Here is a 21,524-nt window from a genome sequence, read left to right on the forward strand (position 1 = left end):
GGAACGCCATGCCATCGATCGATATCATCGTTCCGAAGTCTGCGCCGCGCCGATGGCAGGAAATCGTGGTCGCGCGTCTGCAGGCCGAGGGGCACGATATCGCTGTCGTGCATGAATCCGGGTCGAATGCGTGGCCGGTCGCCATCAATACAGCTTTGGCTCTCGAGCGAAAAATCTTCCGCCGGCGCGATCCGGCGCTTGCCGCTCCTCTGTCGGAGATCCCCGCCAGCAGTCGCGATAGCTCTGCAGTCCTTCGGCTGGATCTTACCGGCCACGCTGCGCCATCGGACGTTCCGACCATCACATTGCGGTTCGGCGGGTCGCGGTCGGACCTGTCGGTCGCGAGGTCGGTCGCCGCTGGCGCTTTGCCTGTTATCGATGCCGTCCTGGACGGAAAAACGGTGGTGGGTCGAGCCTGGCCGATGATCGATCGGCGGGAAGCCGTGTCGCTTGGCGCGGAGGATGTGCTCGCACGTGCCGTCACGCTTGCTGTTTCCACGGTTCGCGCCTTTGCCGAAAACCGGCTCGTTATGAACGAACCGGTGTCCAAAGTGTCTGAGAATGCCGTCAGTAGAACGCTGGGCTTTGCATCCGCTTGCATGACGGGCGCCTTGCCGCGCCTGGGCCGAGAAGCAATGCGACGCGCGCGCTTCCGCCACGCGCATTGGCGTGTCGGTTATCGTTTTATAGATGGGCCGGGTGTCGCGAGCAGCTGTGAGCTTGGCGATGGCTGGTCCGTGCTACCGGATGCGGGAGATCGCTTCTATGCCGATCCCTTTCCGTTTCAATGGCAGGATCGCTTCTTCCTGTTCGTGGAAGATTATTCGCATGCGACCGGCAAGGCAGTCATCTCGGTCGTGGCGTTCGATGCCACAGGGAAACCTGGAGAGCCGCGATGCGTGCTGGAAGAGCCTTACCATCTGTCTTACCCGCAGGTCTTCGAGCGTGACGGCGCGATCTGGATGCTTCCTGAGGCAAGTTCAGGCGGAAAACTCGTCCTCTATCGCTCGATAGAGTTTCCGGATCGCTGGGCCCCCGAGGCCGTGCTTATCGAAGGCGAGATTTCCGATGCGACCCTGCTCGAGCATGGCGGGCAACTCTGGTTGTTTGCGACCAATCGCGATGGTTACGGCAGTACGTCCGATACGCTCGTAGTCTTTCACGCACCACGGCTTGCCGGCCCCTGGACGCCGCATGTGTTGAACCCGGTTCTCATCGATCGTCGCATGGCACGCCCGGGCGGCGCCTTCGTCCGCGAGGGGAGTAGTATCTATCTGCCGGTCCAGGACGGAACGCTCGGCTATGGCGGCGGGCTCGGCATCTCACAGTTGCTGGAGCTGGATGAGAAGACGGTTCGGCTGTCGCCGCCCCGACCGATTGCGGCGCGTGGCGACTGGCCCTATCCGAAAATCCATACGCTCAATCGTTCAGGCCGACTGGAGGTGATCGACGGGATTGCAGCCGTGCGGAAGTGAGCGCGACAGAAGCAGTGCCTCATAGCCGGCGCACATGCGGGCTGGCGAATATTGTTCCTTCAGCTGCCATCCGGCCGCGGCCAGTCGGGCGGCTAGCTCGGGCCTGGCCATGAGTTCGGCAAGTCCTTCGGCCATTCCCTTCGCATCGGCATCGACGAAGAGTGCGGCTGCTTCGCCCTCATCTGTGGTCAGGACTTCCCGCAGGACATCGAGCTTGCTTGCAACCACCGGCAGCCCGGAAATGGCCGCTTCGACTGCGGCAAGACCAAAGGTTTCCGTCAACGACGAAAAAGCATAGGCGTCTCCCGCCGCGAGGAACTCGAAAATGCGTGAGGGAGGTACTTCGCCGACGAGATGCAGCCTGTCGGTGACGCCATTGGCTTCGGCAAAAGCGACAATCGCATCCTGCTCGGGGCCGGTGCCGGCGATGGCGACATGAATGTCGGGCAGATGGACGAGGGCGCCGACGAGCGCGATCTGGTTTTTCGATGGCGCCATGCGGCCCGAAGAGACGGCGAGCCAGGGGTCTTGAGGAAGACCAAAGGCCGCGCGCGCCGCCGCCTTGTCGACGTCGACCGAGGGCGTGGGAACGCCGTGGTCGATGCGTGACATCCGGCGCCGGTAGGCTTTCGGAAAGCTGTCGAACTGCGCTTCCGTCCAACTCGAATTGACGACGTTGGCGTGATAGGCGCCGAAAGTGCCCATCAGCTTGTCTATCTGCGTCAGAATCCCCCTGACGCCTCTGGTCTGCGGCGCACCGCTCTGGTTTGCGATGATCAAGTCCACGCTGGCGAGCCGCGCGCCGATGGTGCCAAAAATATTGCCATAGTGCTGGAAGGTGACGACGGCATCTGGCCGGGCGTTGCGCAGGTAACCCGCAAGTCCGATGGCGGCCCGTATCTGGCCTAGCAAGCCGCGCGGCGGCTTGGTGAGGATGAAATCGGCGTGCGGATCGCGGTCGTAGACCTCGGTCTTCCGATACATGAAGACGGTGCGAACCTCATGGCCGCGCGCGCGCAATCCCTCGCCGACCATATCCGAAATTCGCTGTGCTCCGCCCGCTTCCGCCTGGGTTTGGACCTGAATGATTTTCATGAACGGCCTTTCAGGAAAGAGCGGGCCGCAAGTGCGTCTTCGCCGGCGAGGAAGCCGAGGATTGACGGGTTGATGCCAATGGTGCGGCGTGCGATGAACACGGCGGTCACGCACCAAACGATGATCGTGCCGGCGATGGCGAGCGCCGCACCGATCGGGCCGAGCCAATAGGTCAGCACCGCCGTCGCACAGAGCCCGAAGGTGTTGACGATAACCAGCAGCTTGAAAAGCGCGTGCTGAAGGCCCGTCAGCTGCATCAGGATTTCGGTCGGCCCGCAAGCAGTGCCGATTGTCGCGCCGATGCCGAAGATAATCAGCGTTACCTGCATCGTCGGCGTGGCATAGGCATGATTGAAGATCGACAGGATCAGGTCGCCGAAGATCAGGAACGATACCAGCACGCACAAGGCGATGATGAAGCCGCCCAGAGCGGCAAGACTGGTGATACGCTGCACATGTGCCTTGTCCCCGGTGTAGAAGGCAGCCGAGATCTGCGGCGCAAGCGCCTGGTTGATGCCGTTGAGTGCCAATACGACCAGCCGCATCGTTCGATCCGCGACGAAAATCGCGCCGGCGGCCTCGGGGCCGAGAATGGCCGCGACCAGCAAGGTGCTTGCCTGGCTGAGCGCCGGCGGCAGCGCAGTGACACCCCAGAGCCCGAGCGTCACGGTCTTGAATTCGGTCTTCTGTTCTATCGTCAGCGGGCCACGCTGGGCGCGGATCGTATCGCGAAAGAGGACAAATGTCTGTGGAGCGATCATCAGGAGCAGCAACCCGGCTGTGAGATAGGTTGCGGCAACCGCGCTCATCTTCAGCTGCATGAAATGTGCTAGCACGAAAACCGGGATTGCCACTGCCCGCCACAGGACGTCGCGCGGCAGCAGCGCGAAGATCAGCGCATTCTTGGCGCGAAGAGCACAGGCGACGAATTCCGACCAGCCGAGCGCGAAAGCCAGCACCATGGTCGCCACGCAGATCGGGAGCCATTCGGGCATTTGAGCGCCAGCGAATGGCAAGAGGCCGATGATGAGAATGAGCAGGCTGAAGCTCGCGAGCCCTATCAGCGCAACAAGGATGGAGCGGGCCATCATGCCGTTTGCGGAGTTCAAATCGTTGTTGCCGGCATATTGCGGCCAGAACCTGAGCACGGCGCTTTGCTGGCCGACTATGGCGAAGAAGGAGACCAGGCTCGCTCCGGCATAGGCGGCGCTATAAAGGCCGAACTGCCGTTCATCGGTCGTCATGGCGACTGCGACGAACATCAGGAACGAGAGGCCGGCACTGGCAAGCTTGATCACACCGGCAACGGCGCCGCTCCTGGCAAGAGCACCGATCGACAAGCGTAGGTTGCTCGCGGGCGGCGGCGTTTCGGTCGATAAAGTATCGCTGCTGCCAGCTTTCTCGCTCAACGGCCTGTTCCCGTGTTGATTGCTGTCGACCGAATGGCCCATCGCACCTGAAATAGAATGTATCTCTAATATCGTAAGTACTCATGCTTGCGCCAGAACGAAGTCGCAACATGGTTACTTGCGATATCTGAAGTTGATCACACGCTCTGGTGTAAATTCAACGGATGATTAACATTATTCACTAATACTGAATTTAGTGATGTGTGATGAGCCGGAGACCCGCGGCCCGCGGAGAGGAACTGGATGAAGCCGTTTAACATTGACGAGCGCTCGCTTCCGCCGCTGTTCGATGTCGGTGCCGTGTGGACAATCCTGTGGCAACGCTGGCTGACCGTGCTGGTAAGCACCTTGGCCGTGCTCCTGCTGGCGCTTGCTTACCTTGTGGTGGCAAAGCCGAGCTATACCGCGACAGCTTCCGTCATGATCGATCCACGCGATCCGCGCACGACAAATCTCAACAATGTCCTGCCCGGCATCGGCAGTGACAGCGCGGCCATCGCGAGCCAAGTGTTTGTCATTGAATCGCGCGACCTGTTGATGAAGGTCTTTGAGAGCGAAGACATCGAAAACGATCCCGAATTTGCAAGCGGCGGTCTGCTGTCGCGTATCGGTCTGGCTTCGCATCCCACGAAGGATTCGATCTTCAAGAACTTTCAGCGTGCCGTCACCGTGGAGCGTGCCGGGCTTACCTATGTCATCGACGTCAGTTTTGCTTCGCGCTATTCCGATAAGGCGGCGCGGATCGCCAATGCCATCGTCAATCGCTATAGGGCCGGTCTGTCGGGGGAGCGAGAAACCGCAAACAGCGACGTAAACTCCCTGCTTGCGAGCCGGATCGGCAATCTCCAGAAGAACGTCAGCGATGCCGAGCAGGAGGTCGGAGATTTCAAGGTCTCGCATCAGATTCTGGATGCTTCCGCCGGAGGCACGCTGCAGTCCCAGATCGACAAGCTTACGGATCAGTTGATCGGCGCGCGAAGCGAGGCGGACCAGGCCAAGGATAAATATGCCCAGGCGGTTGCCGCAGGCACCTCGCCGGCCGGTCTCGCCAAGCTTTCGGAAATCCTATCTTCCGAGGCGACGGTCAAACTCCGCGAAAACTACAATCAGCGGGCGGCCGACCTCGCCAATTACGAGGCCATGTATCAGCCGCGCCATCCGATCATCAAAAGGCTGCGATCCGAACTGGACAGGATGCAAGGCCTCATGACCGTCGAGGCGCAGCGGATCACGCGGGAATTGAAGGCAAAGTCCGATCTCGCCGCGCAAAACGTCACAGCACTTCAGGCAAAGCTTGATGATCTCCGCCAGAAGCTGGAAAGCTCAAATGCCGCGCAGGTGCAGTTGCGGCAGCTGGAGGCGAAGACGAAGGCGGCGCGCACTGTCCTTGACGATTTCCTGAAGCGCGCCGAGGAAACATCGCAGATGCAGGGCCTGCAGCTACAGGAGGCGCGGGTGATCAGCGCTGCCGCTCCGCCGGTGCAGCCGACCTGGCCCAAGCCGCTGCTGCTCTTGCCGGTCAGTGCGGCGCTTGGCCTTATCATCGGCTGCGGTCTTGCCCTGGTGCGCGGCCCCAAACATCAGCCGGAGCAAGATCCGACAAGCCCCATAAGAGGCAGCCTCCTCGGCGTCGAGCCACATCGGGACGCCGTGAAGGAGACCGCAAAACCGGAGCCGGTGCCGGCGCCGGTCAATCTCGGAGAGTATCGGCTGCCTGGTCTTGCCGGCTCCGGCGTCTATCTCAGCATCCGCGCGATGCGAAGACGCTTTTTCCACGCTGGAAACGAAGCCTTTTCACGAGATGTGCTGCAGCTCATGCGACGCATCATTCTGCATCTGACCGAGCATCCGAAGCCTTACGTCCTGCTGGTCTCATCGCTTCATACGCCGGTTGCGGCTAGACTTGCGGGCGCGATGGTTGGCCTTGGCCTGCAACAGGCGGAACAGAATGTGCTCCTGGTTGAGTTTGGCGATCAGCCGGGTCCGGGAGCATCGGCGCATAGTGGTAACGGTGTCTTCGTGAGCGGTGCAAGCGGTCTGCGAACGGTCGTATACAACAGGCCAGTTGCCGAGAATGGGAAGCCACCGGGAGGTCTCGGCCTCGACGACATTTTGGCCACTGCCGGCTCCTTCGATTTCGTGCTTCTGATGGGACCTTCCATCGTTGGCAGCTGGGATCCCGCGCTTTTTGCCGAAGCGGATCTCATGCTTTTTGCGCTCAGCCCGGCCGAGGAAGCGGGGGAAATCACCAACTTGCTTCGTCAGCGCCTCGATGCAGATCAGATCGGGCGCAGCGCCACGTTGACAATTGCACCGGAGCACATGGAGACGCAAGGTGGCGAAGGGATACGATCGATCCGATCGGGTCACGACGGAGAGCAGGGCAGCCGAATCTCTGCGAGGGGGTGACCGTGGGGCGCGGCTTGCGATCGACGCTGATATCACGCCGAAGCGCTCTCAAGCTGGGGGGCGGCTCCATTCTGGCTGCTCTTCCGGCTGCCCGCGCGGCGCGTGCGGCGGCCAAGCCCATCGTGCCTTCGCGCGGCATCAATCTGCCCGGATGGTTCGATCGCGGCGATGGCGTGGCGCCAAGCGAGCCTGTGCTCGAAAAGCTTCGCCAATTGGGCTTTCAAACGATCCGTTTGCCGATCAATGGCGATCTCTTGTCGGCAGGTGATACGACCACCCTCCGTCGCATCGAGGCTGGCGTGGCCGACCTCAATCGGCTGGGCTTCTCCGTCCTTGCCGACATGCATCCCTCCGAAAGTCTGCATACGGCTCTCCGTCAGGATTTCGAGGCCGGTTCTCAAAGGGCGGCCGAGGCATGGATGGCGCTAGGCAGCGTCCTTGCGAACCTCCCGAATGAGATGGTCTATGCAGAATTGTTGAACGAGCCGCCTCTGCGGAATGACGCGTGGCTTCAGCTAAGGCAACGGCTTGCCGAGGTCGTGCGATCGAAATGTCCTAACCATACGCTGATCTGGGGGCCATCACCCTCTCAGGGCATCTGGGAAATAGGCGAGACGCCCCCGCTTGCAGACGATAATCAGATCGCTGCCATTCATTTCTATTCACCGACGGCCTTCACTCATCAATGCGAGACCTGGGATGCGTCGCCGCTGGCACGGATTTCGAATTTGCCCTTTCCCGCGACCATCGAGACGCCGCTGGTACAGCAGAGCATCCAAAAGCTGCGAGCGTCCGGGGACGAGCAGGCGGCAAGCCTTATCGAGGAACAAATGGCGACACCCTGGACGGAGGCTGCGATCGCCGCCGAATTTATGAAATTGAGGCGCTGGTCCGAGACATATGACTGCCCTGTCATGATGAACGAATTTGGCGTCCTCAACTTCTGCGTCGACGCCGAAAGTCGCCGTTTCTGGGTTCGGGCCGTGCGGCAGGCGGCCGAGAGCAACAAGATCGGCTGGGCCTATTGGGAGCTCGATCAAGGTTTTGGCATCATCAGGAGCAGAGGCAGCATTGAAGGCTTCGATGACGCCATGATCGCGGCACTTCTGGATGACAGCAATGGGGGCTGAAAAGCGGCGGAATATGGCAATGTGGAACGGCAACTGATGCGGATAAATGGAGATTGGCGATGAGTATTACCGGAGGTCGCGCGGGCTTCGGGGCGGGAGGCCTGAGCGGACTTCGTTCGGACGCCCTTTTCCATCTTTTCATCGCCATCCTTGCGGTTATCGCTTCCGTCTCTGCCTTCGCTGTCTGGACGCCGTTCGGGGTTGCCGCGACATTCGCGTTGACGCTGGTTTTGTCGATTGCTCAACCCGGCTGCATCCCGATCGTCATTGCCTGCTCTTTTCTCTATCAAAATCTCGTGGTCGCCTGGTTCACGCCTTTCGTGCCCGATCACAATACGTTCGATGCGCTGCGGGGTGCCAATTTCGTCATTCTCATGACTGCATTCGGCGCCTTCGTGATGGCTTCTTTCCAGTATCGTGTGAGGGCTCTGACCGAATTGCGGCCGTGGCTGACATTCAGCTTCGCGCTCTGCGGTATAGTGAGCTTTTATCTTGCGCTCGGCGCTGTTCATGGTGGGCCGAAGGACGCCGTCATCTATTTCCGCAATACGATCACGCCGCTTGCATGTTTCCACATCGCCATTCTCGCAGCCAGCCTCTATCCCGTTGATCTGCGCAAGGGCATCTTTTGGCTCTGCGCCGTTGCCATCCTCTACGGCTATCTGGAACAGATCTTCAGGATGGATTTCCTGAGCCTGTTTCATGGCGATCTCTATATTCACCGTGGTCTGAAGGCTCAGATCGAGGCCGGTGTATGGGAAAAGAAGCTGAGGGAGACCGGTTTCGTGCTTCGCGGTATCGAAGACACGATGATGACGACCTTTTTCAACATCAAGCTGTTCAGCGACCTGTTTCCGCCGATCTTCCGCAATGGCGGCCCGAATTTTCATCCGATCAGCTATGCCTACGGCTTGAGCATCATGTCTGCCTGGCTCCTCTTCAAGGGGCGCTGGCTGCTGCCGATTGCGGCTTTGCCGCTATTGCTTGTCATCGGCTCCAAAGGCGCGACATTCATGCTGCTTGTCGCGATCGGCGCCCGGCTGATCTATCGCCCATCGCGCGCGGAACTGACGCTGCTTGCCGTCGTAGCGCTTGCGGTCGTCTGGACGGTCGCTGCCATCCTCTTCGGCGCCACCCATGGCGATTACCATGTTCTCGGCCTGATCGCAGGCGTTCGCGAATTCCTGCACAATCCGTTCGGGCAGGGCCTCGGGATCGGCGGCAATCTTTCGAGTACGAGCCTCAATCTGGATTGGGACCGGGCGCAGGATGAGGGGGTTGCCTCCGTCCCGGTTGAAAGCGCTGTTGGCGTCATGCTCTACCAGATGGGCGTGGGCAGTTTCGTCTTCTTCGGCTTTCTTGCCGCATTGGCGCTGTCGGCCCGCAAGCAGCTGCTCGCCACCGGTGAGCCGGATTTCCTGTTTGCCTTCGTCGCGATCATCACGATTGCATCCAATGCGGTATTGCAGGAAGAGGCATTCTTCTCACCGCTCGCGCTCGGCTTCTGTCTTCTGCTTGTCGGTGTTTCCTTTGGAACGCGATGGCGCTTGCTCGGTATTTCGCGAGGCATGTCCAGCCGACCGGACCAACCCATGCCGGCACCCTCGCTGTAACGCGGTTAAAATCGGCGTGAGCGTGCGCAAAGTTCAAAATGCCGCTGACGGGTCTTTGTCAGGGATCAGGAGCCGAAGATGACGAGTTCCGTGAATGTCAGGTCTCCAAGCGAGGGCGGTTTCGGACCTTTGAAATATTTCGTCCCGCTTCCGGCAAAGTAACGTCCGACGAGACCGGGCACCTGCCCGTTCGCGTCGACGACGCAGAGAAATATGCCTTTTCGCAGGAGATGGCGACCAAGTGCCCCCGCACACCGGCTGAGCTCCTCGGGCGTGCGGCTGTAAATCACCTGGGCACTCGGGACAGTGCCATGGAAGATGCGGCGCGTCTTGAAAACGAAGGGAAAGGCTTCGTCACCATCGAAACAAATCAACGACAGGCATCCGAGCGCCGCATGCTGGAGAAGAATCTCCCTGTCGCCCTCCGAGAGCATCGACATTTCGGCAAGGCCGGGACTTGCTTCGAGCATCCGATAAGGTTGCCTCACAGCACTCAGTATCGGCAGAAAAGCCAGCTGCCCGTCCGCATAGCGGCGAAAGCCGAGCGCTTCATTGACCTTTATCGTTCCCGGCGCCGGCGAAACGTTGATGTAGGTGACATTCTTTCGTCTGAGCGCCGCGATCACCATCTTGCCGGCGAAAGCGCGGTATTCCGGATCGACAGACCAGCTCGACAGATTGCAGCGGAGTTCTTCTCCTTCCAGTCCTTCATGTCGAAAATAAAGCGCCAGCAAGACCCCGACGATGCGTCCGGACATATCCAGAACGAAGCCGTACTTCGGCAGATCGGGCACGAAAGGTCGCTTTTCCATCCGTGTGACGGCCCGCTCCCAATAGCTTCGATCGCGCGTCGGAAAATTTCTGCGGAGACAATCGATGATACCATCCCAATCGCTCTCCTCGATTGGTCGGCAAGTAAGTCCAGGAGGGAATGCGCCTAAAACTGCCATGATGAACTCCGTACTATTATCGATACAGAACTGCGTTGTTCACGTTATAGCTATTTTTACTAGTGAATATTTCTCGAAACAGCGTTTCTTGCTAGTCAGCCCAGCTATGCCACGGGTTTAGAATTCAGCACAGCGGATCGCAGCGCAGATCTGGTGCGTATCGTCTTGAGCTGATGAAGCTTTGCCGCGAGAGCAGGACTTATGCTTTCGATGCCGTATAGGATGCGTCGCCGCGTGAAATGGAACTGGCGGCGCAGACGCCACCCGACATCGGTTTTCGCGGTCAGATTGAAGTGGCGATCGGCCATTTGCACCGAACCGATATCCATATCAGCCTTTTCCGGGTCGTCATAATAGGCGGCGATCCTGGTATGGTCGATAGCGGTTTCTGTCATCCATTGCGGGACATATGTGCGGCATAGGCGCTCAACATCGGTCAGAAGCCGGCTGACGCCGAGGCCGGTCGCCGGGGAGGAGGTCAGATAGGCGTCTCCGATGAGCACGACGCCGTCCTGTCGGCAATTCTCGGCCAGCGTAATCTCGGTGAGCCAGCTGTCGATCCTGCTGGCAATCTCGAAGTCACCAAAATGATCGACGAGTGATGGGAAAGTGGCGATGAGCGCCTGCTTTGGATTGTCATGCAGTGACCTGACCCAGGAATCTCGTGGATCGCGAAACAGGAAAAGATTGGCACGTGTTGCATCGGCGACCGGAAATAGATCGAGACGATCGATGCCGTTGCCGTCTCCATGATAGCTCAAGGCTGTATGGCGAAATCTATTGGATTGCAGCGGACGAATGTTGAAGCCGAATGCGAGAGAGCGCCTTTCGCCGATCGATTTGTGCGAAATGCCAAGATCCCTGTGCAGCATATCCCCCATCCCGGTTGCGAGCACCAATAGCCGGGCAGTCAGTTCATCCTTGCCGAGAATTGAAATCCGCTGTTGCTTGGCGCTCGTCCGCAAGCCGGTGACCTGACCGACGACGAAATTCACCGTCTCTGGTAATGCGGCGCGCATTGCGCCCATGAGCCTGTTGTAGAAAAAGCCATAATGCTGGCCGTGTGTCCGATCCAATATGCGCCCCCTATGCAGATTGACGATGTCGTCGAAGGGCGCAGCAACCTTGAACAGGGGCGTGAGCAATTGAAGCTGCTCGAGTTTTTCGATCTCTTCACGACCGATTTGCTCAACGCGGAACTCCTGCGGAAAGACGCGATGGCGATCGATGAGCGTCACCCGATATCCCGCTCGGCCGAGCAGGCAGGCGGTAAGCGTGCCGGAAAGCCCGCCACCGACGATGGCTATGTCGGTGTCCGTTTCGGTGGCCGACGGTTCGGGATATCGCCTGTTCATCATTTCGAATACCTCAGGATCGCGTAGATGGCGTAAGGATTGGTCGTCAGATAGCGCCAGAACAGGCGGCGGGGCTCCATCAGCATGCGCCAGAACCACTCGAAGCCGGCCCGTTGGATCCACATGGGCGCTCTCTTCGTTTTCTCCGCCAGGTGATCGAAGAGCCCGCCCGAGGTCTTGATGACGCCGACATTGGCAAGCCGTGCGGCAAAATCGTGCACGAATATCTGCTCGCGCGGAACACCAAGGCCGATCCATAATATGTCGGGGGCGAGTGCGTTGATTTCATCAAGTTTCTGCTCCAGGGCTTCCCCCGCAAGATAGCCGTGGCAATGACCCACGATGCGCAGGCCGGGATAACGGGTTTGCACGGCGACGACGGCCTGACGGTTTGCGGTCTCGCTAGCTCCCAGGAGATAGAAGCTCACGCCCTTCCTTTCGGCCAGTTCGGCAACATCATGGAACAGGTCGGTCGTTGCCACGCGCTCGGGGAGCTGTACTCGGCAGAGCAGGCGAGAGGCCATGACGAGGGGTTGGCCGTCAGCCAGGATCTGATCGGCTTCCTTGAAGAGTTTGGCGATATTGGCATCGGCATGAACGCGCGCGACGACCTCGCCATTGGCGGATGTAAAGTAATAGGGCCGGCTGTCGCGGCGGCGGCGGCGCGCCACATCGATCATGAAGGAGGCGGCATTGCGCCGATTGACGACGGTGATGGGCAATCCGCCGATCAGCACGCTTGGAAGCACAAGCGGATAATCTTGAGCGGGAATGGCGGCTGCGTGTTCGGGCGCGTCGGCCGGCTGCATTTGGCTCTCCTGATTTGAAATCTGCTTTTCGGAAACAAGATGTGCACGGGCGGCCTCTGCCTCGCTGAGGTCTGATTTCTCGGCGCTATTGTTGATTGAGTAAGCTCTTTCTGAATAATTTTGAGAGTCTGTACCAATATCTTGCACATCCATTACCTCCGATTGCGTAATGGTTAGCTAATATTGGTCCGAAAGTTAAGGCGTTTATTAGTATTCAGTTAATATGTAAATTTCTAAATAAATAATATTCGTATAAACTGAACTTCTTTCCAGGTTGGATTACCTAGGAAGGCACAGATATTTTCTGAAATAATTTCAGAGGCTTGATCGCTCACAAGTAATTCCGTTCGCGCGGGGTAATAGGAGTGATGATAGCGTTTTCGCGGCTGCGAAGGAGCGGATCGGCAGAGCTTCCTGTCAAAGTGACGCTGTCGCCGCGTGCCGGATCCAAACGGAATACGACCTTGGCGTTAGTGCATTTTTGGACGGCGACACGACGCAGATACTGGAGCTGTCCGGTGAGTACAATCATTGGGATTGCAGGGTGCATCCTCCAGCATGCGGCAGCCGGCTTGATTTTCCGGTAGTCGCCGTAAAGGCGGGTTACTGCTGCTGCAGCGCGAGCCTCAGACCCAATGCCATATAGATCGTGCCGATGACCTTTCCCTGCCATCGGCCGATCGTGCGGTTGCGGCGCAGCCAGCCACCGATCGAGCTGGCGCCGATCGCCAGAAGCGAGGTGACGCCGATGCTGAGGATGACGAAAATCGCTCCCAGCAACGCGAATTGCCCGATGACGGACCCACTTTCCGGATGAATGAACTGCGGCAGGAAGGCCAGGAAGAAAAGCGCTGTCTTTGGGTTGAGGATCTCGGTGAAGAAACCCTGGCGAAACGCACGCATAGGGGTGATGGCTTGCGCAGTCGGAAGATCGATGCTGCCGCTTTTCTCGACAAAAGCCTTGAACCCCAGATAGATCAGATAGATGACGCCGGCATATTTGACGATCTCGAAGGCCAGTGCGGACGTGGCGAGCAAGGCCGACAACCCGAAGGTCGCCATCATCGTATGGAAAAGATCGCCGGCAGCGATGCCGATGCCGGTTGCCAATCCCACGCGCTTGCCGCCGCTGACCGCTCTGGCGAGCGTGAGCAATGTAGCAGGCCCGGGAATGACCATCAGGCCCAGCACCACCAATATATAAGTCGTCAAAACACCAAGGTTGACCATCGATCTCTCTGAAGTTGCGTGCCGTGGCAAAGCCTTTCGGCAACATGGAAACTTGGCATCCGACATTCTTAGCTGGTTTGAAGATTAATCGATCTGAAGATCCTTGCAACAGCCATGCCGGGTTCGGGCCTCTTTCGGCGCGCTGGCTTTCCAGCGGTCGTTCTATTCCTCCGGCACAGTCATCTGGTCTATAGTACGGGGCTGATTTGGTTGTAGCTCGCAATGGAGTTTGAAGTTGAGCACTGCGTTCATGAAGGAAGAAAGCGCTGAGACGGCGGCGGAAACCGTGCTGCCCGACCGGCCCATTTCTCCACATCCGAACCTCGTCACGGAAGCGGGGTTGAAGGCTCTGGAATTTCAGCTTCAGGAGGCGCGCAAAGCCTATGAAACGGCAAGTGCCCTCGAGGACATCAACGAACGCCGCCGGCAGACGGCCATCCCCTTGCGTGATGCCCGCTACTTCGCGGAAAGGCTGCGAACCGCCGAAGTCATTGCGACGTCCAGCTCAGCCGAGATCGTTGCCTTCGGAAGCAAGGTAACCTTCAGCCGCGAAGATGGTCGCATACAAACATACCGTATCGTCGGCGAAGATGAAGCCGATCCTAAGGCAGGGTCGATTTCCTATGTGTCGCCTGTCGCACGGTTGCTGATGGGGAAAAGGGTGGGAGACGTCATGAGCCTTGGCAATGACGAGCTGGAAATCACCGCGATCGAATAGCCTCTCGGGTATTTGGGGCCTCTTCAGAGCCTGAATGACGCGTTTGCCGCGATATGCTAATATTGCGGTCTATCAGGTGCGCAGCGGGTGATGGCGATGTTGGAGGCAGACAAGATATTCGCCGGCTCGATTCCGGAAAATTACGACCGCTATATGGTGCCGTTAATTTTCGAGCCTTATGCGGCAGACATTGCACAACGCGCCGGATCTCTCAGGCCGCGCACAGTTTTGGAAATTGCCGCAGGCACCGGAGTTGTCACCCGCGCCCTGGCACCGAAACTATCCTCCGATGCAAGCTACGTCGTCACCGACCTCAACCAGCCGATGCTAGATTATGCCGCTTCTCGACATCAGCCGGACGGACGCATCGCTTGGCGGCAAGCGGATGCCATGGCGCTGCCGTTCGAAAATGCGGTCTTCGATCTCGTCGTCTGCCAGTTCGGCGCGATGTTCTTCCCCGATCGCATCGCGGCCTATCGCGAGGCAAAGCGCGTTCTGAAATCATGCGGACATTTCCTGTTCAACGTATGGGATCGCATCGAGGACAATGTTTTCGCCGACGACGTGACGAAGGCGCTGGCGCAGATTTTCCCGAACGATCCGCCGCGTTTTCTGGCGCGCACGCCGCATGGTTATCACGATGTGGGCCAAATTCGCAGCGATCTCCAGGCTGCCGGTTTCTCCGAAATCGTGATCGAAACGAGGACAGAGCAGAGCCGCGCGTCCTCACCGCGCATTCCGGCCATCGCCTATTGTCAGGGAACCCTGCTTCGCAACGAAATCGAGGCCAGGGAGGCGGGGAAGCTGCAGGCCGCGACCGACTATGCAGCCGCCGCGATCGAAGCAAGACATGGCAGCGGCGAAGTTGCGGCCAAAATTCAGGCGCATGTCATATTGGCGACCGCGGGTGAAGCTTAACTGAAGAATAACTATAATTTAAAGCAGTACTGCGCAATTATGCAGGCAGCGACGAGTTGTTATATCGTTTTGGATAGAAAATGCGGGATCCAAGACGATATTTGCCGAGATTTCCGGTGAGGTTTTATAGAAAAATACTTGAGGATGGGGATGCTAGCCGCGCTGCCAGCAAATCCGCCCACACGCTCGTGAATCTTCAGATATTGCGTGCGCTCGCCGCCTCTTCTGTAGTTGTTGCCCATGCCTTGCACGAGACGGGCATGCTGGCGGCAGCAACAGGACGTGCAGTGGTCGATGGCTCGGCATGGAATCTCGGTTTCGGCGTCGATATATTCTTCGTCCTCTCCGGCTTCATCATGACCCATACGACCGCGTCGGAATTCGGCAAGAGCGGCGCCTCGCTCCGCTTCTTCCTGCGGCGCTGCGCACGTGTTATCCCGCTTTATTGGCTGCTGACGAGCGTCATGTTGCTTGGCGCGCTTGCAGCCCCCTCGCTTCTTGCCGTTCCTATCGGTTCCCTATCCCATCTCCTGGCATCCTATTTCTTCATTCCATCCGGGCGCGGCGTCGATGAGATCAGGCCGGTGCTCGCCCTCGGCTGGACGCTGAACTACGAGATGCTGTTTTACGTCTTTTTCGCCGCGGCACTTCTGCTGCCGATACGATTGGGCGTTCTCTGGCTGTCGGTTCTCATGGTCGGAATGGCGCTCGTCGGAAGGCTGATCGACCCCCAGCATGTGCAGATAGCGTTCTGGACGAACCCGATCATTCTGGAGTTCCTCTTCGGCGTCTATGTCGCCCTGATTTTCCGCAGCGGAGCAAGGATCGGCGGCGGCTGGGCACTTGGGCTGGCAGCCATCGGGCTCCTCGGCTTCGTGCATGTCTCGACGCTTTGGAACGATGCGGCCCTGCCGCAATTTCTGCGAAGCGGTGTGCCTGCGGCTCTGTTCGTCCTCGCGGCCGCGATCGGTCCCATCCTGCCTCAAAGGCGGCCCGTCCTTTGGGGTGTCGCGCTCGGCGACGCCTCCTATAGCCTCTATCTTGTCCATCCCTTCATCCTGCGGCCGCTGCGCGCGATATGGGAGAAAGTGATCGGGGCAGGGCTTCCTCTCGGACTGTTCGTCGTTTTTGCGACGCTTGTCGCCGCCATGTTTGCCAAGGCGCTTTTCAGATATGTCGAGAGGCCGCTTACGAGCCGCGTCCAGGGCCTTGTGCTTCGCTCTGCCCGGAGCAAGCAGACAGCGGCCGCTCCTCTTTCGCGAGCTGATACTGAGAGCGCCTGATCTTTTCAGCTGGTGCTCTTGCCAAATTGCCTCGGCAGTTTGCGCATCGCAGCTTGGTCGATCTTCGCTCTGTAGTATCGGTAGACTGGCGGGTGCGGCGGCGCTTAATCGGCCCATTCCGGATCGGTCGTAAATGCAATCGTCAGCCAGCGGTCCGGGCCTTCGCCGCCGATCGCTTCGCCGATCTCGTCACGGATATGGTCCCATTCCTCCAGCTTCTTCGCGGGCCCGCCCGGCGGCACGATGAAGTAAAGCTCGATCTGCCTGCCGCGGCCGACGCGCGCGACATAGGAGCGGTAGGACAGGAAATCGTAGCGTTGAACGATCTCTGCAGCCACGCGGTCGACATGGTCCCGCAGATCCGAAGGCGTCACGAGCAGGATATCGGCGAATGCCTGCTTGATGGTACCGATCGGCATGGGAATGACGATGAGGCAGACGAGGGCTAGGGCGACCGGATCGACATAGGGCGACATCCATTGCAGCTTCGTCTCCTGGATGAAGAAGCCGAAGATGAAGGCGAGGAGCAATGCGGCGCTGAGGCTGCCGGTCATCACCCAGGCCTTGGCATCCAGTGCAATGAAGTTGGATCCGATGGTCTTGTTCACTCGCGTGGCATAGCCGGCCATCAGGAAGGCGATGATCATGGTCAGGACGGCATAGATGATGGCCTGATCGAAAGAAAGATGCCGTCCGCCGCTCATGATGCTGCCGACGGCGTTGATCAAGGCATAGACGGCTGCTCCCGTCAGCAGCACGCCATTGAGGCCGAGCACCATGGGCTCGAGATGCCAGAAACCCATGGTGAAATGCTTGGCGAATTTGCCGGCGGCGGTTGTGTTTGTCGCCGAAGATACGATCAGATTGGAAACGACCAGCGCAACGATCGTCATGCTCGCATCCGTCAGTGCGTAGATGCCGTCGAAGACGATTGCGTAGGAGCCGGAGAGAAGGCCGAAGACAATGCCGGCGACGGCGAGAACGAACGTCACGATAATGGAAATGCGCAGAACGCTTTGTTCGGTCGTCACTTTTCAATCCCTCGACTGCGAGCGCGGCGTTCGTTTCGGAAAGACCCGCTTAGGCTGCCGCCACTCTTAGCCCGTCATATGCGCCGCGCCAATCGGGTTAGCTATGTCGAGGAGCCCTTGGCTCAGAAACCAAGAGGTATTTGATCTCTCATATCCCTATCGGCCGCACGTTCTGGCCCTGCCGCCTGAACTCGCTGGGAGTGACGCCGACCAGCTTCTTGAAGTCGCGGGCAAAGTGAAAGGGGTCGGGATAGCCGCATCGGGAGGCTATCCGGCTGATCTGCTCATCCGTTACGACCAGCAACGGCTTTGCGGCATTCACACGCTCATGGCGCAGCCAATCGAGAGGCGTCGTTCCCATTTTCTGGCGAAAGCGGCGGAACAATTGCGCCTGGCTTAAATTGGCGGCGGTCGCGAGGTCTCCTACTGTCCAGGGGCGTGTCAGATCGGTGCGAACCAGTTCCATGACCCGTTGCAATCGTTGTACGGAGGCGCTGAGTTCGCTGCTTTCGGCACGCTCGGATACAAGGAATGAAATCAACTGTGCCAGCAGGGCAAAGCATCTGTTGTCAGCAAGAAAGCTGCCCGTGTCCACTTCCCGCAGGATGACTTCGAACAGCGCCTCCGGATCGCGGGTGTTGGCCGTGTCGAAGATCGGATTGCCGATCACGCCGAGACTGTCGAACAAGGTATCGAGCCCATATCCGACGAAACCCACCCATAGATAGGACCAGTGCGAATGGCGCGGCTCGCAGCGATGCGAATAGAGCATCGAGGAATCGAGCCAGGCGATCGTCCCTTCATGCAGCGAGCTCGAAACCTCGTTGACCTGCAGCTGGCCTTTTCCGCTGAGAGTAAGGATCAGGGTGTGATGGTTGAAGCGATGGGCGATCGGCATTTCAGCAGGTGTGCAAACCCGGCGCCCGGCGGCGAGAAGCGTGTAAGGGAACGCCCGGGACAACTTGCCCGGAGTCTGAAAGAAGACGTCGTCGAGAGGGAGGGTTTCTGGTAAAATCGCTTCGTGGGTCATGGCGACTTAACTCTATTTGGAAATGAGAGTTTTATCCATATGGCTGCGGCTCGCATCCATGTCCTTTCGTCGTTTGACGCTGTATTCTATAGCCGATGAACCAGATTGGATGAGGTCCTCATCATGGCGATGGCAACTCCAGCATTCGATCCGCTCTCGCAGGCGTTCACGGACGATCCCTATGCATCTTACCGCGTGCTGCGCGCCAGCCCGGGTCCGGTCTACTATGAGCAGTTCGACATATGGCTGCTGTCGCGCTATCAGGATGTGGCTGCCGCTGCGGCCGACAAGACGCTCGTGCGGTCGCTCGAATTCTTTCTCTCACCGGAGGAAATACGGGAGCAGAAGGTTCGGCAGAACTGGCATGACATGCCGAACCATTCCCGTTTCGTGCAATTCAGCCTGCTGGATTCCGATGGCGAAACCCACGACCGGCTGCGACGCAAGGTTTTTCGTGAATTTACGCCCGCGCTCGTCGCGCGCCAGCGCGGCATGATACAGGATTTCGTCGACCGTCTGCTCGACCGTCTCCTGCAGGCAGGTACGATCGATTTCGTCGAGGATCTCGCTTCGCAGGTTCCAGGCCACATTATCGGTTCGGTGCTGGGCGTGCCGGAGGAATATGCCGGGCAACTGCGCAAGTGGTCGGAAGACGTCGTGCAATATTTCGACGTCGATCGCAGTGATGAGCGCAAGGCAATCGCCGAGCGTGCGACGACGGAATTTTACGAACTCCTCAAGGAACTCATTGTCGAGCGCATAAGCACGCCGCGCGACGATCTTCTCTGTCGGCTGAGCGAGGCGCATGTCGCCGGCGAGCTTACCGAAGACGAACTCGTTTCCACTTGCATGCTAATCCTGATGGCCGGGCACGGCTCGACGATCGATGTGCTGGGCAGCGGCATGCATGCTTTGCTGCAATATCCCGAGGCTTTGAAAAAGCTGCGCGAAACCCCGACGGTGATGTCGACCGCCATTCAGGAAATGTTTCGTTTCGAGTCGCCGTTGCCATTCTTCCATCGCTATCTGACCGAGGAAAGGACGATTGCCGGCAAGCTGTTGCCAAAGGGTACGAAGATCGGTCTGCTCTATGGCGCGGCCAATCGCGATCCCGAACAATTCGAGTCGCCCGACGAGTTCGACGTCGGGCGCACGCCCAATCGCCATCTGGCGTTTGGCAGCGGCGCACATTTCTGTCTCGGCAATCATCTGGCCCGGCTGGATATGGAGATCATTTTCTCGACGCTTCTGCAGCGTACTCGCTCGATCGAACTGCTGGACGACAATCCCGCCTATAAGCGCGGGCTGTCGGTGCGCGGACCGAAACGCCTGGACATTCGCCTCATCGCCGCATGAGCGGATTCGCCGAAAATATGGAGAATGCAATGTGTGAAATCGTGTTCATCGATTCCGCCGGCCGCGAAACACGCGTCGAGGCACAGGAGGGTGAGACGCTAATGGCCGTCGCCGTCAGGAGCGGCATCGACGGCATCGTGGCGCAATGCGGCGGCGCCTTGGCCTGCGGCACCTGTCACTGCTACATCGAACAGCCCCATCTCGATCGTCTGCCGCCGCCTTCCGAGGAGGAAGCGATGATGATCGAATTCGTGATGGAGCCGATGCCGAATAGCCGCCTAAGCTGTCAAATCCTCGCAAGCAGCGTCGTCGACGGCATGCGGGTGATCGTGCCCGATAGCCAGCACTAGGAACGAGCTTCGAGAAGGGGTGGCCGATAAGCGACCTCACCTCGATCTTGATGGATCCGGCTTAAACCGACTGTTCCGATGCCAGGAGATCGGCATAGTGAGCGCGGGCGACATCCGGGTGAGATCGTAGTCGGCTCTTCAGCTGGTTCTGGCCAACTTCACGGAAGATCGGGTTCAGGGGATCGACCGAGATGCCGCGTTCCGATCGCTTCAACTCTTCCGGCAGTTCGATGACCGGGATGGTCGCATCCGGACGGGAGCCCAGGAAGAAGGCGACAGAGAAGCGCTCGACACCGGCAGGCGGTGCGACGACGTCATGCACATCGGCGCGCACGAAGCCGTTTGTCGCAAGCTCGAGCAATTCGCCGGTATTGATGACAAAGGTGCCCGGAACCGGCGGTGCATCGATCCAGACGCCGTCTTCGGTGCGCACCCTCAGGCCGGGCACGGTGTCCTGCAACAGCACGGTGACGAAGCCGCCATCCTTGTGAGCGCCGACGCCCTGATCCGTTTCGGCGACATCGCGGCCCGGATAGCGGATGATCTTCAGAAGCTGCGAGGCCTGCGGCTCATAGATATCGGCAAAGACGTTTTCCGCCTGGCCGAGGGCCGCTGCGATCGCCTTCAGAATATCGATGCCGATGCGAGTCACCTCCGCCTGATAGGCAAGCAGCAGCGGCCTGAGTTCCGGCAGAGCTTCCGGCCATTGGTTCGGCCCCTGCAGGCGCCGCCATGCCGGCGTATCCGGGCCGATCTCGAAGGGTGCGCTTTCGGTGTTGATGTCGAGCTGTTCGCGCCAATCCTGTTCGCCGCGGGTACGCTCCTGTCCAGCGCGGTTATAGCCGCGAAAATGCGGCGACTTCACCATCTCGATCTTGAGCTTTTCTTCGAGCGGCAATGCAAAGAAACGCTTCGCCGTCGCAACGACATCGGCAATGAGTTGGGGGTCGACGCCATGGCCTGTCAGATAGAAGAAACCATGATCGTAGAGCACTTTGCGAAGCTCCGCGACGAATGCCCGGCGTTCCGAGGACGAGGCGTAGAAGCGCTGGAGATCGAGCGTGGGCAGCGATGTATCGGAGCCCGTCGGCACAGTATGGGAGGTCAATGAGGTTTCCTCTTTCAAGCTCGTCTTTGTTCTCGGGTCGTAATGCCATCGCCTGCCGTGCCCGAGCCGTGATGACGCAAATCGCCTTTACGGGTTGGGACGAGGCTAGAAGCCCTTCGTTACTAAGGCAAAGAAGATAATCTCAAAGATCGCTGATCTTTTGGAATGGTTTTCACAGCCGTCGTTCTCGCGACTGCGGCTTACATGAATAGTCATTGAGTCCGCAGTTAAACGGTCTGGGGCGCGAACGGTGAA

18 protein-coding genes are annotated in these 21,524 nt (G+C 58.9%); 9 read left to right on the forward strand and 9 right to left on the reverse strand.

The genetic code is table 11. From position 1 onward, the window contains the following. Nucleotides 1–8 precede the first annotated feature (8 nt). Entirely contained in the window at nt 9–1,475 is a 1,467-nt protein-coding gene (locus tag RTCIAT899_RS24825; protein ID WP_015342572.1) for a glucosamine inositolphosphorylceramide transferase family protein, read from the forward strand. On the opposite strand, the gene RTCIAT899_RS24830 is transcribed toward RTCIAT899_RS24825, so the two are convergent. Then, on the reverse strand, nt 1,428–2,570 hold the full coding sequence (locus tag RTCIAT899_RS24830; protein ID WP_015342573.1) for a glycosyltransferase family 4 protein: 1,143 nt from the start codon (nt 2,568–2,570) through the stop codon (nt 1,428–1,430). The two genes, RTCIAT899_RS24825 and RTCIAT899_RS24830, sit on opposite strands and share 48 nt — an antisense overlap. After that, nucleotides 2,567–3,979 (reverse strand): lipopolysaccharide biosynthesis protein, encoded by a 1,413-nt coding sequence (locus tag RTCIAT899_RS24835; RefSeq protein ID WP_244441556.1) that lies wholly within the window; start codon nt 3,977–3,979, stop codon nt 2,567–2,569. Before RTCIAT899_RS24835 ends, RTCIAT899_RS24830 begins: the two co-directional genes overlap by 4 nt. Nucleotides 3,980–4,222: 243 nt before the next feature. On the opposite strand from RTCIAT899_RS24835, the gene RTCIAT899_RS24840 reads away from it, so the two are divergent. The 3 genes from RTCIAT899_RS24840 to RTCIAT899_RS24850 are packed head-to-tail and all read left to right on the forward strand — an operon-like array spanning nt 4,223 to nt 9,131. Next, complete coding sequence (locus RTCIAT899_RS24840) at nt 4,223–6,388, forward strand: GumC family protein (RefSeq protein ID WP_015342575.1); 2,166 nt, start codon at nt 4,223–4,225, stop codon at nt 6,386–6,388. A 2-nt stretch (nt 6,389–6,390) separates the two neighbouring features. After that, nucleotides 6,391–7,518 (forward strand): glycoside hydrolase family 5 protein, encoded by a 1,128-nt coding sequence (locus tag RTCIAT899_RS24845; protein WP_015342576.1) that lies wholly within the window; start codon nt 6,391–6,393, stop codon nt 7,516–7,518. Between the two features lie 59 nt (nt 7,519–7,577). After that, nucleotides 7,578–9,131: a hypothetical protein gene (locus RTCIAT899_RS24850; protein ID WP_015342577.1), complete on the forward strand. Its 1,554-nt coding sequence runs from the start codon at nt 7,578–7,580 to the stop codon at nt 9,129–9,131. Between the two features lie 65 nt (nt 9,132–9,196). Here RTCIAT899_RS24850 and RTCIAT899_RS24855 read toward each other — a convergent pair whose 3' ends face one another. From RTCIAT899_RS24855 to RTCIAT899_RS24875, 4 genes are all read right to left on the reverse strand, one after another. Next, complete coding sequence (locus RTCIAT899_RS24855; protein ID WP_015342578.1) at nt 9,197–9,943, reverse strand: hypothetical protein; 747 nt, start codon at nt 9,941–9,943, stop codon at nt 9,197–9,199. Nucleotides 9,944–10,185: 242 nt separating this feature from the next. Next, nucleotides 10,186–11,439: an FAD-dependent oxidoreductase gene (locus tag RTCIAT899_RS24860; RefSeq protein WP_015342579.1), complete on the reverse strand. Its 1,254-nt coding sequence runs from the start codon at nt 11,437–11,439 to the stop codon at nt 10,186–10,188. After that, the gene (locus RTCIAT899_RS24865) at nt 11,436–12,245 is read right to left on the reverse strand and encodes a WecB/TagA/CpsF family glycosyltransferase (protein WP_015342580.1); all 810 of its coding nucleotides are present in this window, start codon (nt 12,243–12,245) and stop codon (nt 11,436–11,438) included. The genes RTCIAT899_RS24860 and RTCIAT899_RS24865 overlap by 4 nt, the downstream gene beginning before the upstream one ends. Nucleotides 12,246–12,848: 603 nt before the next feature. After that, on the reverse strand, nt 12,849–13,475 hold the full coding sequence (locus tag RTCIAT899_RS24875; RefSeq protein WP_015342582.1) for a LysE family translocator: 627 nt from the start codon (nt 13,473–13,475) through the stop codon (nt 12,849–12,851). A 235-nt stretch (nt 13,476–13,710) separates the two neighbouring features. Between RTCIAT899_RS24875 and greA the strand changes: the two genes are divergently transcribed. The 3 genes from greA (at nt 13,711) to RTCIAT899_RS24890 (ending at nt 16,394) form a co-directional block, all read left to right on the forward strand. Then, complete coding sequence (gene greA, locus RTCIAT899_RS24880; RefSeq protein WP_041678159.1) at nt 13,711–14,193, forward strand: transcription elongation factor GreA; 483 nt, start codon at nt 13,711–13,713, stop codon at nt 14,191–14,193. Between the two features lie 96 nt (nt 14,194–14,289). After that, complete coding sequence (locus RTCIAT899_RS24885; protein ID WP_041678370.1) at nt 14,290–15,111, forward strand: class I SAM-dependent methyltransferase; 822 nt, start codon at nt 14,290–14,292, stop codon at nt 15,109–15,111. 80 nt (nt 15,112–15,191) lie between these two features. Next, nucleotides 15,192–16,394: an acyltransferase family protein gene (locus RTCIAT899_RS24890; RefSeq protein ID WP_135488108.1), complete on the forward strand. Its 1,203-nt coding sequence runs from the start codon at nt 15,192–15,194 to the stop codon at nt 16,392–16,394. Between the two features lie 104 nt (nt 16,395–16,498). Here the strand turns inward: RTCIAT899_RS24890 and RTCIAT899_RS24895 are convergent, their stop codons facing one another. Both RTCIAT899_RS24895 and RTCIAT899_RS24900 read right to left on the reverse strand, forming a co-directional pair. Continuing rightward, nucleotides 16,499–17,425, reverse strand: coding sequence for a cation diffusion facilitator family transporter (locus tag RTCIAT899_RS24895; protein ID WP_015342586.1), 927 nt, complete (start codon nt 17,423–17,425; stop codon nt 16,499–16,501). Nucleotides 17,426–17,573: 148 nt separating this feature from the next. Then, nucleotides 17,574–18,455, reverse strand: coding sequence for a helix-turn-helix domain-containing protein (locus RTCIAT899_RS24900; RefSeq protein ID WP_135488109.1), 882 nt, complete (start codon nt 18,453–18,455; stop codon nt 17,574–17,576). Between the two features lie 123 nt (nt 18,456–18,578). On the opposite strand from RTCIAT899_RS24900, the gene RTCIAT899_RS24905 reads away from it, so the two are divergent. Both RTCIAT899_RS24905 and RTCIAT899_RS24910 read left to right on the forward strand, forming a co-directional pair. Continuing rightward, entirely contained in the window at nt 18,579–19,811 is a 1,233-nt protein-coding gene (locus RTCIAT899_RS24905; RefSeq protein ID WP_015342588.1) for a cytochrome P450, read from the forward strand. 29 nt (nt 19,812–19,840) lie between these two features. Further along, a complete protein-coding gene (locus RTCIAT899_RS24910; protein ID WP_015342589.1) occupies nt 19,841–20,161 on the forward strand; it encodes a 2Fe-2S iron-sulfur cluster-binding protein in 321 nt (106 codons plus the stop codon). Between the two features lie 61 nt (nt 20,162–20,222). On the opposite strand, the gene RTCIAT899_RS24915 is transcribed toward RTCIAT899_RS24910, so the two are convergent. Beyond that, nucleotides 20,223–21,269 carry an isopenicillin N synthase family dioxygenase gene (locus RTCIAT899_RS24915; RefSeq protein WP_051043335.1) on the reverse strand — a complete coding sequence of 349 codons (1,047 nt, stop codon included), beginning with the start codon at nt 21,267–21,269 and terminating at the stop codon, nt 20,223–20,225. Nucleotides 21,270–21,524 lie beyond the last annotated feature (255 nt).

Origin of the sequence: Rhizobium tropici CIAT 899, from assembly GCF_000330885.1 — a bacterium.
GTDB classification, from domain to species: domain Bacteria; phylum Pseudomonadota; class Alphaproteobacteria; order Rhizobiales; family Rhizobiaceae; genus Rhizobium; species Rhizobium tropici.

What these genes read in the sequence shown, in the direction of transcription:
- RTCIAT899_RS24825 (WP_015342572.1), top strand. Translation starts at nt 9, where the DNA reads ATGCCATCGATCGATATCATCGTTCCGAAGTCTGCGCCGCGCCGATGG.
- RTCIAT899_RS24830 (WP_015342573.1), bottom strand. Translation starts at nt 2,570, where the DNA reads ATGAAAATCATTCAGGTCCAAACCCAGGCGGAAGCGGGCGGAGCACAG.
- RTCIAT899_RS24840 (WP_015342575.1), top strand. Translation starts at nt 4,223, where the DNA reads ATGAAGCCGTTTAACATTGACGAGCGCTCGCTTCCGCCGCTGTTCGAT.
- RTCIAT899_RS24850 (WP_015342577.1), top strand. Translation starts at nt 7,578, where the DNA reads ATGAGTATTACCGGAGGTCGCGCGGGCTTCGGGGCGGGAGGCCTGAGC.
- RTCIAT899_RS24855 (WP_015342578.1), bottom strand. Translation starts at nt 9,943, where the DNA reads ATGGAAAAGCGACCTTTCGTGCCCGATCTGCCGAAGTACGGCTTCGTT.
- RTCIAT899_RS24860 (WP_015342579.1), bottom strand. Translation starts at nt 11,439, where the DNA reads ATGATGAACAGGCGATATCCCGAACCGTCGGCCACCGAAACGGACACC.
- RTCIAT899_RS24865 (WP_015342580.1), bottom strand. Translation starts at nt 12,245, where the DNA reads ATGCAGCCGGCCGACGCGCCCGAACACGCAGCCGCCATTCCCGCTCAA.
- RTCIAT899_RS24875 (WP_015342582.1), bottom strand. Translation starts at nt 13,475, where the DNA reads ATGGTCAACCTTGGTGTTTTGACGACTTATATATTGGTGGTGCTGGGC.
- RTCIAT899_RS24885 (WP_041678370.1), top strand. Translation starts at nt 14,290, where the DNA reads ATGTTGGAGGCAGACAAGATATTCGCCGGCTCGATTCCGGAAAATTAC.
- RTCIAT899_RS24890 (WP_135488108.1), top strand. Translation starts at nt 15,192, where the DNA reads ATGCGGGATCCAAGACGATATTTGCCGAGATTTCCGGTGAGGTTTTAT.
- RTCIAT899_RS24900 (WP_135488109.1), bottom strand. Translation starts at nt 18,455, where the DNA reads ATGACCCACGAAGCGATTTTACCAGAAACCCTCCCTCTCGACGACGTC.
- RTCIAT899_RS24905 (WP_015342588.1), top strand. Translation starts at nt 18,579, where the DNA reads ATGGCGATGGCAACTCCAGCATTCGATCCGCTCTCGCAGGCGTTCACG.
- RTCIAT899_RS24910 (WP_015342589.1), top strand. Translation starts at nt 19,841, where the DNA reads ATGTGTGAAATCGTGTTCATCGATTCCGCCGGCCGCGAAACACGCGTC.